Annotated in this window: 12 protein-coding genes; 4 read left to right on the top strand and 8 right to left on the bottom strand. The window is 63.1% G+C overall.

Going from position 1 to position 15,426, the window contains the following annotated elements; genetic code table 11:
* Nucleotides 1-11: 11 nt before the first annotated feature.
* Both M5J06_RS07680 and M5J06_RS07685 read left to right on the top strand, forming a co-directional pair.
* The gene (locus M5J06_RS07680) at nucleotides 12-743 is read left to right on the top strand and encodes a LytR C-terminal domain-containing protein (RefSeq protein WP_250224363.1); all 732 of its coding nucleotides are present in this window, start codon (nucleotides 12-14) and stop codon (nucleotides 741-743) included.
* Between the two features lie 48 nt (nucleotides 744-791).
* Nucleotides 792-1,922: a glutamate--cysteine ligase gene (locus tag M5J06_RS07685; protein WP_250224364.1), complete on the top strand. Its 1,131-nt coding sequence runs from the start codon at nucleotides 792-794 to the stop codon at nucleotides 1,920-1,922.
* A 160-nt stretch (nucleotides 1,923-2,082) separates the two neighbouring features.
* Here the strand turns inward: M5J06_RS07685 and M5J06_RS07690 are convergent, their stop codons facing one another.
* From M5J06_RS07690 to M5J06_RS07725, 8 genes are all read right to left on the bottom strand, one after another.
* Nucleotides 2,083-3,306 carry a glycosyltransferase 87 family protein gene (locus tag M5J06_RS07690; protein ID WP_250224365.1) on the bottom strand — a complete coding sequence of 408 codons (1,224 nt, stop codon included), beginning with the start codon at nucleotides 3,304-3,306 and terminating at the stop codon, nucleotides 2,083-2,085.
* Between the two features lie 88 nt (nucleotides 3,307-3,394).
* Nucleotides 3,395-3,775, bottom strand: a complete 381-nt coding sequence (locus M5J06_RS07695) for a monovalent cation/H(+) antiporter subunit G (protein ID WP_070685789.1) — start codon at nucleotides 3,773-3,775, stop codon at nucleotides 3,395-3,397.
* Nucleotides 3,772-4,044, bottom strand: coding sequence for a monovalent cation/H+ antiporter complex subunit F (locus tag M5J06_RS07700; RefSeq protein ID WP_010188770.1), 273 nt, complete (start codon nucleotides 4,042-4,044; stop codon nucleotides 3,772-3,774). Before M5J06_RS07700 ends, M5J06_RS07695 begins: the two co-directional genes overlap by 4 nt.
* Nucleotides 4,044-4,562, bottom strand: a complete 519-nt coding sequence (locus tag M5J06_RS07705) for a Na+/H+ antiporter subunit E (protein WP_070685787.1) — start codon at nucleotides 4,560-4,562, stop codon at nucleotides 4,044-4,046. Before M5J06_RS07705 ends, M5J06_RS07700 begins: the two co-directional genes overlap by 1 nt.
* Nucleotides 4,559-6,355, bottom strand: coding sequence for a Na+/H+ antiporter subunit D (locus tag M5J06_RS07710; protein WP_070683107.1), 1,797 nt, complete (start codon nucleotides 6,353-6,355; stop codon nucleotides 4,559-4,561). Before M5J06_RS07710 ends, M5J06_RS07705 begins: the two co-directional genes overlap by 4 nt.
* Complete coding sequence (locus tag M5J06_RS07715) at nucleotides 6,348-6,848, bottom strand: Na(+)/H(+) antiporter subunit C (RefSeq protein ID WP_070564160.1); 501 nt, start codon at nucleotides 6,846-6,848, stop codon at nucleotides 6,348-6,350. The genes M5J06_RS07710 and M5J06_RS07715 overlap by 8 nt, the downstream gene beginning before the upstream one ends.
* A complete protein-coding gene (locus M5J06_RS07720) occupies nucleotides 6,848-9,763 on the bottom strand; it encodes a Na+/H+ antiporter subunit A (RefSeq protein WP_239248993.1) in 2,916 nt (971 codons plus the stop codon). The genes M5J06_RS07715 and M5J06_RS07720 overlap by 1 nt, the downstream gene beginning before the upstream one ends.
* Before the next feature lie 227 nt (nucleotides 9,764-9,990).
* Nucleotides 9,991-11,358 carry a dipeptidase gene (locus M5J06_RS07725; protein WP_070532203.1) on the bottom strand — a complete coding sequence of 456 codons (1,368 nt, stop codon included), beginning with the start codon at nucleotides 11,356-11,358 and terminating at the stop codon, nucleotides 9,991-9,993.
* Between the two features lie 97 nt (nucleotides 11,359-11,455).
* Between M5J06_RS07725 and M5J06_RS07730 the strand changes: the two genes are divergently transcribed.
* Nucleotides 11,456-13,429, top strand: coding sequence for an OPT family oligopeptide transporter (locus M5J06_RS07730; protein WP_101736066.1), 1,974 nt, complete (start codon nucleotides 11,456-11,458; stop codon nucleotides 13,427-13,429).
* Nucleotides 13,430-13,719: 290 nt separating this feature from the next.
* Complete coding sequence (gene groL, locus M5J06_RS07735) at nucleotides 13,720-15,366, top strand: chaperonin GroEL (RefSeq protein WP_070522669.1); 1,647 nt, start codon at nucleotides 13,720-13,722, stop codon at nucleotides 15,364-15,366.
* The last annotated feature ends 60 nt before the right edge of the window (nucleotides 15,367-15,426 follow it).

The following is a 15,426-nucleotide window of genomic DNA, read 5'->3' on the forward strand; positions in this document are numbered from 1 at the left end:
GAGTGACCAATGTGACTAATGTGAATCCGGAAAACTCTGCCTCGTCCGCTGACCGCGCGCGCCACGCCGCCGCCCCGGCCTCCGCTAGCAAGCTCCCGCTGCGTGGTGTCGCCATGGTGCTCATCGCCGTGGCCGTCATGCTCGGCATGTGGGCTCTGTACGCCATGACCTCGGATAGCTCCGAGGACACCGCCCAGGACGCGCCCGCCAACGACGCCGCCGTGTCCGGACCCGCCACCGGTGGCGCCGAGGGCGACGCCCATACCGGCGGCGCTGCGGGCGAAGCCGACAAGAATAACGACGCCGACGAGAACGAGCGCCCGGCTGATACCGACGCCGACTCGGAGAACGCTGCTGAGGCCGGCGCTGAGCATGGTGAGAACGCCGAGGCCGGTGCACCCGCAGGCAATGCCGATCGCCCGCAGGCGGAAATACCCGTCAACGTTTACAACAACTCCGGCCGCGTCAACTACGCCGCCGATGAGGCCGAGCGCCTCAAGAGCAAAAAGTTTAGGGTCGCCGAGGTAGGAAACATCAGCGATGATGTCCTCGTCGCGCCGAAGACCACCATCTTCTTCCCACAGGGTGATGCCGCGGCCGAGAACCTGGCCAAGGAAGTCGCCGCCCAGTACTACGGCGGCAACGTTCCGGCGGAAGCCATCGCGCCGTACCCGGCCGAGCTGACCGGGGATTACACCAAGGGCGATGCCGTCGTCGTGGTCCTCGCCGTTCCCCAAGCCTAGGGAATAAAAACTTATTAAATTCACCCTGTTGGTGGATAGGATGAATGGGTGAATATTCCGGAAGAGAACTTCGCCCGTTCGCCCGAGCCCACGCTGGGTGTTGAGTGGGAAGTTGCCCTCGTTGACCCAGTGAACTGGGATCTCGTGCCGCGCGGCGCCGAGCTTATCGACGTTGTCCGCGCCTCCCACCCCTCCGTGCACCTGGAAAAGGAATTCCTCCAAAACACGGTGGAGCTGGTGACCGGGGTGTGCCGGACGGTGTCGGAGGCGATGGGGGACCTTCGGGCGTCGCTCAGCGCAGTGCGTGAGGCGGCCGATTCCATGGACGTGCGCCTGTGGGCCTCGGGTGGGCACCCGTTTACGGACTTTCGGAAGAACCCCGTCTCCGCGAAGGAGAGCTACTCCGAAATCATCAACCGCACCCAGTACTGGGGCCAGCAGATGCTGCTGTGGGGCACGCACGTGCACGTCGGCATCAGCCACGAGGAACGCGTGTGGCCCATCATCAACGCGCTGATGACGAAGTACCCCCACCTTCTGGCCATTTCTGCCTGCTCACCGGGGTGGGAGGGGCTCGATACTGGCTATGCCTCCAACCGCACGATGCTCTACCAACAGCTGCCCACCGCGGGCATGCCCTACCAGTTTGAGAACTGGGAGCAGTGGCAGGCCTACATGCGGGACCAGGCTATTTCGGGGGTCATCAACCACACGGGCTCGATGCACTTCGATGTTCGCCCGGCCTCCAAGTGGGGCACGGTGGAGGTGCGCATTTCCGACGCCGCCTCCAACCTCCGCGAGCTCTCCGCCATCGTGGCGCTGACGCACTGCCTGGTGGTGCACTATGACCGCATGATCGATGCGGGCGAGAAGCTGCCGACCCTCCAGCCCTGGCACGTGGCGGAAAATAAGTGGCGCGGTGCGCGCTATGGCATGGACGCGCTGGTCATCACCTCGCGAGAGACCGATGAGCGCTGGATCAAAGACGAGCTGGCGGATCTCTTGGTGGAGCTGGCCCCGTTGTCCGAGGAGCTGGGCTGTGCCCGGGAGCTGCAGCTGGTGCAGGAAATCATCGATTCCGGGGCGGGCTATGAGCGCCAGCGCCGCCTGTACGAGGAGACCGGCAGCTGGCAGAAGGTGGTCAAGGCCACCGCGGATGAGATGGAGCAGCTGGAATAGGTACCGAACGATCAATTAAGGCCCAGAAACTGATGGTTTTCCGGGCCTTACTTGATCGAAACGTCCTTTTGGGAAGCTGCCTCGCCTCGACGAGGACGTTTCGATCAAATAGTGCGCTAAAACGGGCGGGTTTTGCCCCCTTATTTGATCGAAACGTCCCCTAGCTCTCCGCCACCGCGCGCTTGCGTGGCGCGACGAATCCCCACACCGCGTAGACGGCGATGAAGGCAACGCAGGACAGCGTCCACAGAGAAGTCGCCCACGGCTGGAAGGACTCGATCGCATCGAGGTTGGCCGTGGACATGGTGAACCACACTGGCACCGACATAAACGGCAGCGACACCACGAACAGCGCCGCCACGGAGGCGAGTCCGGCGAGTTGCTCGCCGAGCTTTCCGGACAGGCGCGCGCTGAGCGCCTGGTTGACCGATACGAAGACCATGATCACGAAGGGGATGGTCCACACGAAGTGGTGGTACCACGAGAAGGGAGAGACCAAGCAGGTGCTCAGGCCCGTCAGCGCGAAGGCCGCCGAGCGGTTGCCACGCAGGTATGCGGTGCGCAGCGCCAGGCAGGTAAGCACAAAGACCACGATGACCGCCAGCAGCCACCAGATGCCGCCGTCGACGCCGAGAACGCGGTACATGAGCGAGCGCAGCGACTTCGCGCCGGGGTTGGCATGCTCGCCCACTCGGGAGGAGTTGAACATGGCGTCGGTCCAAAAATCCATCGCGTCCGGCACGAAGAGGAAACCGAGCACCACCGTGACGAGGAAGGTGATGACCGCCCCCGCAGCGGCCCACCAGCGCTTCTCAAAGAGCAAAGCCAGCCCCATATAAGCCGGGGTCAGCTTGATTCCCGCGGCCAGGCCGATGCCGACGCCTGGGAGGCGGTGCTTGAGCGGCAGGAAATCGAGGGCCACCAGCAGCATCAAGAATACGTTGACCTGCCCGTAGTACAGCGAGCCGTGCATCGCCTCATTCGCCGGGGTCAGGGCAGTGAGCAGCACCGCTACCAGGACGGCCGCCGGGGTCACCTTCATGCCCCGCTCACGGAAGATCATGATGATGATCGCCAACACCGCCAGGAACATGAGCGAGGGCCACATAAAGGTCAGCGCACCCTTGCTGAAGAAGGGCAAAACCTTAAACAGCAACCCCGCAAAGGGCGGGTACGTGAAGGGGAACTCGAAGATATAGGGGGCGTCGTAAAGCAGGCCGCCCGCGTTGAGGTCTTCGCCCGCCATGCGGTAGATGGAGAGGTCGAAGGGGAGGATATTGATGAAGGCATGGGGGCCATCGAACTGGCTGAACTTGTACACCATCACGGCGATGCACAGCGCGAGGACAGCGCATATCGTTGGTACGCCTTGCAGCTTCTTCACGTCGACTCTCCTCGGATGACCACCAATTATTGCCTTTTGCAGCCTATATTAATTCGCCCTCATTTCCTGGGAGAAGGCGCCCGTGTCCCTACTTTCGGCGCATGGAGCGCGCGGCAGGGGCCTCATTGCGCAGCATTGACTCCGGCGGGCCGTACAGGCCCTCACGGCGGGCGATACGCGTGGTTCTTTGTGCGGTCACCGGGCTGGTGATCATGGCGAAAAGGACAAGCAGCACCAGGATGCCCAAGTCGCCGCGCTCAGCCACGCTGAAGCTCTCCGAGCCCGTCACCTTGATGATTGCGCCCACAATGGTGAAGATGAGCCCGGTGGTTTGGGGTTTGGCTATGGCGTGCACGCGCGCCATCGTGTCCTTAAAACGTGCCACTCCAATCGCGGCCGCCAAGGTGAGTATCGAGCCAAGGAGGATGAGGATGATGGAGAGGATATCGGCAACTACTGCGTAACTCATGAGTCCCTCTTCCTAAAGCGAGTAACGGAGACCGTCGAGATGAACCCGAGGAGCGCCACCACCAACATCGCGTTGGAGACCGTCGTGTCCAGCGTCCAACAGATGTAGGTGGCCAGGGCGCATTGGAACATGGCCACGAGCCCGTCCATGGCGATGAGCCGGTCAAGCGAGTTGGGCCCGATGACGATGCGCCACGTGGTGATGAGGAAGGCCACCACGAGGAAGCCCGCGGCCACGGTGAGCAGGATGTTATACACGTCAGTATCCATCAGGGGTGGCTCCTTTCGAAGATGGCAATCATATCGGCCTCCAGCTTGCGCACCGCCGCGATCTCACGCTCTAGGTGAGCTTCAGAATCGGCGTCGAGCAGATGGATGGTGAGCATGCGGTTCGCAATGTCGATATCGGACACGGTGCCGCCCGGCTGCAGGTTGTACAGGCTGACCGCCAGCGCCAGAACGAACTCATTCTCCAAGCGCATCGGGAGCCTGACGATCGCCGTCTTGGGCACCTCCTGCGGGCGCACCGCCAGCCAGCCCACTTTGATAGAAGCTTCCATCAGCTCCACAAACCACTGCACCATAAAGATGAAAAGTTTGCCCCAGCTCACCGAAATCCCCGCCACGGGCATCGCCGGCAGCGGCAGCGCGAAGACGATAAACAGGCTGGCTATCAGCCCGCCCACCAGGTTCGCCACGGTGACTTCACCCATGAGCATGCACCACATGACGATGATCCACACCATGAACCACGGGCGGAAACGGTGCTTAATTCCGGAGAATCTCATCGGGACACCTCCTCTTCTTCCTTATCCACGGAGGTGGGCAATGTGGGCGTGGCGCTTGGCGACGTCCTCGTTGTCGGCGCCACCGGCTCCGGATCCGGGAGGGGCTCGCTGCGGTTCTTCCGCGAATCGGCGCCCTCCTCGTAGCGTTCGGCGGGGTCCAAGTGCCGCGTTGGGTCCTCGGCGGAATCTCCCAGTACCGCGTAGCGGTAAATGGAGTCATCCTGCGCGGACGTCGCCGCGCGGGTGGTGACACCGGAGATCGGGCCGGCGAGGAAGGTCATCGATACCGAGGCGATGACGAGCAGGGACGTGGAGGCCAGCATGCCGAAGGGCACGCGACCGACATCGGCGCGCTCCTCCAATTCGACGTACTCGGTGACCTCCCCGAGCGGGGAGGGCCGCGCCATGGCGAGGTTGCCTTCGGGGGCATCCCTGCGGTCACGCAGGAAGCCCTTGGTCCACACGAGGATCATGACGTAAAGGGTCAGCAGTGAGGTGACCACCGCGCCGCCGATGAGCACCCACGACATCCAGGAACCCTCGTTCGCGCCGGCCTGGATCAGCATGATCTTGCCCAGGAAGCCGGAGAAGGGCGGGATGCCGCCCAAGTTCATGGCCGGGATGAAGTACAAAATGGCGATGAGCGGTGCGGAATAAATCAGCGAGCCCAAGCGCCGCAGCGAGGATGTGCCGGCTTGGCGCTCGATAAGTCCTACAACCAGGAAAAGCGCGGTCTGCACCAGAATGTGGTGTACGGCGTAGAAGATGGCGCCCGACAAACCCTGCGCGGTACCGAGGGCAACGCCGAAGACCATGTAGCCGATGTGGCTGACCAGGGTGAAGGACAGCAAGCGCTTGATATCCGATTGCGCGATGGCGCCCAAGATACCCACGAGCATCGTGGCCAGTGCGACCCACATGAGCAGGCCGTCGAGCCCGCCGCCGGTGAAGATGGAGGTACGCGCGCGGATGATGGCGTAGACGCCGACCTTGGTGAGCAGGCCCGCGAAGACCGCGGTGACGAGCGAAGGCGCGGTGGGGTAGGAGTCCGGCAACCAGGCATCGAGAGGGAAGATGGCCGCCTTGATGCCGAAGGCGATGAGCAACACGGAGAAGACCGCGGAGCGGGTACCGGCCGGGATGTCCTCCATCCGGAGGCCGATCTGGGCCATGTTCATCGTGCCCACCGCGGCGTAGACATAGGCCAAGGCCAGCACGAAGATGAGCGAGGAGGCCATGGAGACCATGACATAGCCCACGCCCGCCCGCACACGCGCGGGCGATGCGCCGAGGGTCAGCAGCACGTAGGAAGACACGAGGAAGATCTCGAAGCCCACGTAGAGGTTGAACAGGTCACCGGCCAGGAAGGACACGTTCACGCCCATGGTCAGCAACATGTAATTAGGCAGGAACACCGCCACCGGTTCGTCCTTGGTGCCATCGCGCACGCCCTGCGAGATGGCGTACCACATGACGGAGAACAGGACGACGGAGGAGGTAAAGAGCATGACCGTGGACAAACGGTCCGCCACGAGCGTGATGCCCACCGGGGCGTCCCAGCCGCCCACCTGGAGGGTCTGGATGCCGGTGGTATCCGCGATGAAGATCAGTGCGGCGTTGACCGCGGCCAGCGTGAGCAGGGAGAAGAAGGCGATGCGGCGCTGCGCATGAGCATTGCGCGCAAAGAGCATCGCCAGCGCGGCCGCCAGGGCGGGGATGATGATCGGAAGGGGGATCAGAAAGCTGACGTAGGGCAGCAGCAGGTTCACCAGGGGTGAGATAGTTTCACTCATCGGTGGCCTCCTTCACGGGAGCCTCGAAGAACTCGGGGCCAAACTTATCGCCTTCCTTCGTGGTGCGGCCGGTGGTCGGATCATTGGAGGCGTCGTGGTCGGGGGCGGCCGAGGCATTGCCCGGGCGCGAGGCAATCGCCGCGATGGCGGTGTCCTCGGTGTCATCCTCAATCACGTCCGCGGTGCGGTAGCGGTATTGGCGGTAGGCCAACGTGAGGATGAAGCCGGTCAGCGCCATTGAAATGACGATCGCGGTGAGGATCATCGCCTGGGCCAGCGGATCGGCGATTTCTTCGCCATAGGGCAGGGAGGTCCGGCCGTCGATAGGCGGCGAGCCCGCCTTGCCGCCGGCCATGAGCACGAAGAGGTTCGCGCCATTGCCCAGCAACAAGATGCCGAGCAGCATCTTGGTCATCGCGCGGTCCAGCAATAAGTAGACCCCGGCGCCGCAGAGCACGCCCGCAGCGAGCAGGAGCATGAGGTTGGCATCCATTAGGCGTGTCCTTTCTCTGCGGTGGCAGCTTTCTCTTTTTCTTTCGTGCGGCGTGCCAAGGAGCGGGCGCGGTCGCGGGCGCGTTGCTTACGCATCTCTTCTTCCTCATCGAGCTTGGCGCCCAAGGAGGACAGGACGTAGAGCGTGAGGCCGACGACGATGAGGTAGACGCCGGCGTCGAAAATCAGCGCCGAAGGCAGGGATACATCACCGATGAGTGGCACCCCGACCTTTGTGTACCCGGTGGTCAGCGGCGGGTAGCCCAAGAGCATCGGGGTGATGACTGCGCTGAGGGAGAGCAGCAAGCCGACCGCCATGGTGCGGCCGCCGTCGAGAGGCAGCGCCTCATCGAGCTCCGCGCGCCCGCCGGCCAGGTAGCGCAGAATCAGCGCCAAGGCCGCCACGAGGCCGCCGGCAAAACCGCCGCCGGGGGCGTTGTGGCCGCCGAAGAAGAAGTACAGGGAGAGCACCATCATCGAGGGGAAGAGGATGTGGGTGCTCACGTCCACCATGAGCGAGCGGTTGAGCGCCTTCTCCGATTCCACGCCCGCGGCCAGCCAGCGGCGGCCGGTGACCTGCAAGGTCGGGCGGCGGGAGGAGCGGGTGAAACTCTGCGTGCGGTAGATCAGCGAGGCGATACCCGTCGCCGCGATGATGAGCACCGTGATTTCGCCGAAGGTATCCCACGCGCGCAGGTCCACGAGCAAGACGTTGACCGTGTTGGCGCCGTGGCCGATCTCCTTGGCCAATTCCGGCATGTACTGCGAGATGGGTTCCTCGCGCCGGGCGTTGATGGCGAACATGCCGACCACGGTGACGGCCAGGCCCACGCCCACCGCCAGCCACGCGCGCAGGCGGCCTGATTTGGGGTCCTGCTTCCACTCGGTATTCGCCGGCATGCGGCGAAGCACGAGCATGAAGAGCACCATAATGATGGTCTCCACGAGGAGCTGCGTCAGCGTCAAGTCCGGCGCGCCGTGAAGCGCAAAGATGAAGGACAAGGCGTAGCCCGTCGCGCCCACCAGGATGACGCCGGAGAGGCGGTTATCCAGCACCGTGGCGGCGATGGCGGCGATGATGATGACCACCGCTGCGATGGCCTGCCAGGGGTTCTCGGCCACGATCATGTGCACGTTGGTGATATCGCCGTTGATGAGCATGACGATGGGCAGCACCATGAGCGTGGCAAAGATGACCGTGAGGTTGAACTGCAGCGAACCGCGCTGCGTGGAGGCGGTGATGCGCAGAGAGAGTTGGCGCAGGGTGTTGATGACGGCGTCGTAGGAGTCGTCGGCCGAGCCCAAGGCCGGGTAGGTGAACTGGGCCTTCGTGAGTGTCTGGCGCTGCCAGTGCAAGAGAGAACCGGCCACGATGATGAGCACGGAGAGCAGCAACGGGATGGTGAAGCCATGCCACAGCGCTAGTTCGGAGGTCTGCTCCGCCCCAAATGTGTTGTCTAGGTGCTGCGTGATGCCGTGGGACAAAGGCAGCGGCAGCAGACCAAAGAAGATGGTCAGCAGAGTCAGCGCCGTCGGAGGAACCCAGAGGAAGGGGCCGATGTGGTGCATATTCGCTACTGCCTCAGAGGGCTCCTCCTGCCCCTTCGAGGAGAACGCACCCCATAGGAAGCGCAGCGCATAGGCCATGGTCAGCGCGGAGCCGACGACGACGGTTACGAGCAGCATGTTGCGTGGCATGCCGACCAAGAGCTCCTCGTGCATGATCGCCTCGAGCGTGGCCTCCTTGGACACAAAGCCCAGCAGCGGCGGGATACCGGCCATCGACATCGCGGGGAGGATGGCCAGGATGTACAGCGCGGGTTTCTTCTTGCCCAGGCCTGCCAGCTTGTCGATGTCCCTCGTGCCCGCCGAGTGGTCAATGGCGCCGACGATCATGAAGAGCGCTGCTTTGAAGAGGGAGTGCGCAAAGGTCAGCGCCAGGCCTGCCTGCATGGCCTCGCGGGAGCCGATGGCGATGATGGCGGTGATAAAACCCAGCTGCGAGACGGTACCGTAGGCCAGAACCAGCTTCAGGTCGCGCTGCTTGAGCGCCATCCAACCGCCGAGCAGCATGGTGAACGCACCCAAGGGGATGACCACGAGATGCCAGGTGGGGATGTCATGTACCGAAGGCGCTAGGCGTGCGACGAGGTAGATGCCGGCCTTCACCATCGCCGCGGAGTGTAGGTAGGCAGAGACCGGGGTCGGCGCGGCCATGGCCCCGGGCAGCCAAAAGTGCGCGGGGGCGATGGCGGACTTGGAGAGCGCACCGCAGAGAATCAGCACGATGGCCACAGTGAGGAAGGGCGTGTTGGCCAGGTCCTCGGTGGCGGCGATATCGCTGAAGGACCACGCACCGGTCTGGCGGCCGAGGAGGGTAATGCCCACGAGCATGGCCAGGCCGCCGAGGACGGTGACCATGAGTGCCTGCTGCGCTGATCGCCGGGATGAGGCGCGCTCGCCGTAATAGCTCACCAGGAGGAAGGAGAGCAGGGAGGTGATTTCCCAGAAGACGTAGAGCAGCAGGAAATTATCGGAAATGACCAGGCCATACATGGCCGTGGCAAAGCCCACCATCTGGCTACCGAAGAGGGCAAGGCGGCGCCGGGAGTGGTCGAAATAACCCCAGCAATACAGCAAGACCAGCGCGCCCACACCCAAAATGATGAGGCTGAACAGCGCGGAAAGCGCGTCCATGCGCAGGTTAATCGTTAGGTGCGCGGCGGGCATCCAGTCGAGGTCATACGCCAGCTGGTTGCCGTCGCGCAGCGTTCCAGTGGTGAGCTGTTGGAGCACCCAAAAGAAGCCCACCGCGGGCACGACGGCAAGGAGGCCGAAGGCGCGGCGGCCGAGATAGAAAAGGAGGAATGGAGCGACGATGGTAGTAAGTACCAAGGCGCTGAAGAGAGTGAGCACGAGGTTGCGGTGGCGTCCTTTCCTTGTCGGGGACTGGGCAAACCCCACCGCAGCGGCGGGCGTTCACTAGTGCTCACGATACAGTCTGAAATCCCAATTTTCAGATTTTCGTTTCATACAGTTATGCCTGTGTCTCCTGTTGGCGTTCCGCCATGTCGCCACCAACGCATCCAGGAGTAAGCGAGCCCGCGCCCGGCGGATGGCTCTGCCGGGCGGGATAGTGCCGCTTAAGCGAAGCGCTGGAGGAAGAGAGCCTCAGCGATCGCAATCTTCTCAATCTCAGTCGGGTCGACCGACTCATTGGCGGAGTGGATGGTGCACTGCGGCTCCTCGACGCCAAAGAGCGCAATCTCCGCGTTCGGGTGCTTCTCCTGCAGCTCCACGGTCAGCGGGATGGAGCCGCCCATGCCCTGGGTGATGGTCTCGGAACCGTAGGCCTCGCCCAGGCACTCACCGAGCAGGGCGACGGCGGGCTTGGACGGATCGGTTTCGAAGCCCAGGTTGGCCTCGAGGATGGTGACCTCGATGTGCGCGCCCCACGGAATGTGCTTCTTCAGGTGCTCGGCCACTGCTTCCGCGGTGGAGCGGGGGTCCATGGTGGCGGGGGTGCGCAGGTTGATGTTGGCTTCGGCGGTAGCGGGCACGGCGTTGACCGCCTCGGAGACCGGGGTGGAGGTAAAGCCGGTCACGGTCACGGCGGGGCGGGCCCAGATCATGTCAGCGATGGCGGTGGCGCCTTTCGGATCCTTCGCGCCCATGATCTCGGTGCCCTCGAGCATTTGGGCGTCGGCGCGGAAGTCCTCCTCGCGGTAGGCGGTGTCCTGCCCCTCGGCCAGCGGCCAGGTGCCCTCACAATCGACGCCGTCGATAGTCGTGCGGCCGTACTCATCCGTCAGGGAATCCAGTGCACGCATGAGGGCCTTGACGGCGTCGGGAGCCGCGCCGCCGAACTGTCCGGAGTGCACTGCCGAGTTGAGGGTGGAGACCTTGACGTTGATCTGGGAGCCGCCGCGCAGGGAGGTGGTCAAAGTCGGCACGCCTGCCTTGGCGTTGCCGGCGTCGGCGATGAGGATGGCGTCGGCGGCGAAGAGCTCCGGGCGCTCCTCGATGAGCGCGGACAGGCCCTCGCCGCCGCGTTCCTCAGAGCCCTCGATGAGCACGGTGAGGTTGAGATCGGTTCCACCCTGAGCGTCGAGCGCGCGCAGCGCGGCGAGGTGCATGGCCACGTTGCCCTTGCAGTCCGCGGCGCCGCGGCCGTACCAGCGGCCCTCGCGCTCAGTCAGGGTGAAAGGATCGGAGTCCCACGCGTCGGGGTTTCCGGCAGGAACCACGTCGTAGTGCGAGTACAGCAGCACCGTCTTCGCGCCCTCCTTGCCGGGGCGCTTGGCGACGATCGCCGTGGAACCATCAGCGGTGGTGATGGCTTCGGGGGTGAAGTTGGCGTCGACAAGCGCGGCCTGAACCCACTCGGCAGCCTTCGCGGGCTGGTCCTCGAGGCCCGGCTCGTTGTGGACAGAATTGAAGGAGACGAGCTCCTTGAGTTGCTGGAAAATGGTATCGCGGTCGTTGCTGACAAACTCAGAAATGTTGCTCATGCCCTCCAACCTACTCGCATCCTCGAATCGGCCTGCCGAGCGTTAGGTAGTAATATATTCATGGTTCTAGTCCAAATTCTTTTAGAAAGGACCTGACATGGCGACTACCACCGCCGAAGGTTCCCAGTCCACGGTCCGCGAGCTTACGCTCCGGGGCATCATCATTGGTGGGCTCATCACTCTCATTTTTACCGCCGCCAACGTGTATCTGGGCCTCAAAGTGGGTCTGACGTTTGCCACGTCCATTCCCGCTGCCGTGATTTCTATGGCGGTGCTGCGCCGCTTCGCCGGGCACAACGTCAAAGAGAACAACATTGTGCAAACCATCGCGTCGGCAGCCGGCACTTTGTCCGCCATCATCTTCGTGCTCCCCGGCCTGGTCATGGTGGGCTACTGGCAGGGCTTCTCCTTCGTCGATACCGCCGCTGTCTGCGCCATCGGTGGTGTGCTCGGCGTGATGTACTCCATCCCGCTGCGCCGTGCGCTGGTGACGGGCTCCGATCTGCCCTACCCGGAGGGCGTGGCCGCGGCCGAGGTTCTCAAGGTGGGCGATAGCTCTGGTGAGGACGGTGAGGCCGCGCACGAGGAAAACGCGAAGGGCCTGCGCGTCATCGTCTTCGGTGGCATCCTTTCCGCCGTCATGGCTTTGCTTGCCGCGATGAAGGCTGCAGCCTCTGAGGTGGCCACCTATTTCAAGCTGGGCTCGGGTGCGACGACGCTCGGCACCTCCCTGTCCCTGGCGTTGGTCGGTGTTGGCCACCTCGTGGGCTTGGCGGTGGGTATCGCCATGCTCGTCGGCGTGGTCATTTCCTACCTCATCCTGCTGCCCATCCTCACCGGTGGGGAGGCACTGAGTGACCCGGCCACGATCATGGACACCGTCGACACGGTCTTCTCCGACAGGATCCGCTTCATCGGCGTGGGCACCATGGCCATCGCCGCCATTTGGACGCTGATTAAGATTTCCGGTCCGATTGTCAAGGGCATGGCTGAGTCCTTCGCGTCCTCCCGCAACCGCAAGGACGGCCACCAGGTGGCGGTGGAGGAGCGCGATATTCCGGCACCGTATGTCGTTGGTACCATCCTTCTTCTCATGGTCCCGATTGGACTGCTGCTGTGGAACTTCGTGCGCGGCACCGATATTCATGACCACATGGCCGTCCTCATCACGGTCTCCGTACTCTTTACCTTGCTTGTGGGCCTCGTTATCGCGTCGGTGTGTGGCTACATGGCTGGTCTCATTGGTGCGTCCAACTCGCCGATCTCATCTATCGGCATCATCGCGGTTATCGCCGCTGCATTGCTGATTGCCGCCGTGACGCGCGGTACTGAGGCGGAACCGCTCTCGCTGGTGGCCTACACGCTGTTTACCGCGGCCATCGTCTTCGGCATCGCGACTATTTCCAATGACAACCTGCAGGACCTCAAGACTGGTCAGCTGGTTGGTGCGACGCCGTGGAAGCAGCAGGTAGCGCTCATCATCGGTGTCCTCTTCGGCTCCTTGGTGATTCCGCCGATTCTGCAGGTCATGCTCACCGGCTTTGGTTTCCAGGGGATGGAGGGCGCCGGTGAGGACGCGCTGGCTGCACCGCAGGCCGCGTTGATGTCCTCGGTGGCCTCCGGTATTTTTGATAACTCGCTGCCGTGGGACCTCATCGGCCTGGGCGCGGCGATCGGCGCCGTCATCATCATCGTCGACGAGTGCCTGCGCCACTTCACCGACAAATACTCCCTGTCCCCGCTGGCGGTGGGCATGGGCATGTACCTGCCGGCGGCCATCACGATTGTGGTTCCGATTGGCGCCATCTTGGGCTACTTCTACAACCGCTGGGCGGTACGCCAGTCCAAGCCGGACTTTGCTAAGCGCATGGGCACGCTGCTGGCCACCGGCCTTATCGTCGGCGAGTCCCTCTTCGGCGTGGTCAACGCTGGCATTATCGCGGCGTCGGGCGGCGAGTCCCCGCTGGAGATCTTCGAGGGCGGAACCGCTGCCAAGATCGTCGGCGTCATCCTCTTCGTCGGCGGCATTGCTGCGGCGTACAAGTGGACGGCGAAGAAGGCCGAGGCTTAAGCGGAGCTAGGACTTCGGTTTAATGGACGGTTCGATTTAGTGGGCGGTTCGTATTAACGGGCGGTGCTGTTGCACCGCCCGTTCGCTTATAGCGTTCGTGTTGAACCTTGCAGTCGCTAGGTCTGAGTGCCAGAATGGTCGCTAGCACTTCCACATGGCAAGTGCCAGAAATAAACAGAGTCATCTATGTGGTTGGGGCTGGAGAACACTCGCCAGCCGTGCCGTCGCGGGCGTCCGTCATAGATCAGACGTGAGTGTCGTCCTCAACAAAGCTTAAGGAGCACAAACACATGGCAAAGATCATTGCCTTCGATGAAGAGGCACGTCGCGGCCTCGAGCGTGGTCTCAACACGCTTGCCGACGCCGTCAAGGTCACCCTCGGCCCCAAGGGCCGCAACGTCGTCCTAGAGAAGTCCTGGGGCGCCCCGACCATTACTAACGACGGTGTTTCCATCGCGCGCGAGATCGAACTCGAGGACCCGTACGAGAAGATCGGCGCAGAGCTGGTCAAGGAAGTAGCCAAGAAGACCGATGACGTCGCCGGTGACGGCACCACCACCGCTACCGTTCTGGCACAGGCGCTTGTCCGCGAGGGCCTGCGCAACGTAGCCGCTGGTTCCAACCCGATGGGCATCAAGCGCGGCATCGAGGCCGCTACCAAGAAGGTTGTTGACTCCCTGCTCTCCTCTGCGAAGGAAGTAGAGACGCAGGAAGAGATTGCTACCACCGCAGGTATCTCCGCTGCTGACCCGGCCATCGGCGAGAAGATCGCTGAGGCTATGTACACCGTGGGCAACGGCTCCGTGAACAAGGACTCCGTCATCACCGTTGAGGAGTCCAACACCTTCGGCGTTGACTTGGAAGTCACCGAAGGCATGCGCTTCGACAAGGGCTACATCTCTGGCTACTTCGCTACCGACATGGAGCGCCAGGAGGCTGTCCTCGAGGACCCGTACATCCTGCTGGTTTCCTCCAAGATTTCCAACATCAAGGACCTCGTCCCGCTGCTGGAGAAGGTCATGCAGACCGGCAAGCCGCTGCTGATTATCGCTGAAGATGTTGAGGGCGAGGCCCTGTCCACCCTCGTGGTCAACAAGATCCGCGGCACCTTCAAGTCTGTTGCTGTGAAGGCTCCGGGCTTCGGTGACCGCCGCAAGGCCACCCTGCAGGACATGGCTATCCTCACCGGAGGCCAGGTCATTTCCGAGGAGGTCGGCCTCTCCCTGGAGACCACCGAGCTCGAGTACCTCGGCCAGGCCCGCAAGGTTGTCGTGACCAAGGATGAGACCACCATCGTTCAGGGTGCTGGTTCCCAGGAGCAGATCGACGGCCGCATCAAGCAGATCCGCGCCGAGATTGAGAACTCCGACTCCGATTACGACCGTGAGAAGCTGCAGGAGCGCCTAGCCAAGCTGGCCGGCGGCGTGGCAGTCCTCAAGGTTGGCGCTGCTACCGAGGTGGAGCTCAAGGAGCGCAAGCACCGCATCGAGGATGCCGTGCGTAACGCTAAGGCTGCTGTTGAGGAGGGCATCGTCGCCGGTGGCGGCGTGGCTCTGCTGCAGGCAGCCGAGGTTCTGGATTCCCTTTCCGACCTCACTGGTGATGAGGCAACCGGTGTCAAGATCGTCCGCGAGGCGCTGTCTGCTCCGCTGAAGCAGATTGCTCAGAACGCTGGTCTGGAGCCGGGCGTTGTCGCTGACAAGGTCGCCTCCCTGCCGGCTGGCCAGGGCCTCAACGCCGCATCTGGCGAGTATGTGGACTTGATGGCCGCGGGCATCAATGACCCAGTTAAGGTCACTCGTTCCGCGCTGCAGAACGCTGCGTCCATCGCGGCTCTGTTCCTGACCACCGAGGCGGTTGTGGCTGATAAGCCGGAACCGGCTGGTGCAGGCGCTGGTATGCCGGATGCTGACGCAATGGGCGGTATGGGCTTCTAGTCCGCTCCTTCCCGGGCTGAGGCGTCTTGCGGCCTCAGCTCCTAGCAAAACAGATGCTCC

The sequence above is a fragment of the Corynebacterium intestinale genome, from assembly GCF_023574125.1.
GTDB classification, from domain to species: domain Bacteria; phylum Actinomycetota; class Actinomycetes; order Mycobacteriales; family Mycobacteriaceae; genus Corynebacterium; species Corynebacterium hesseae.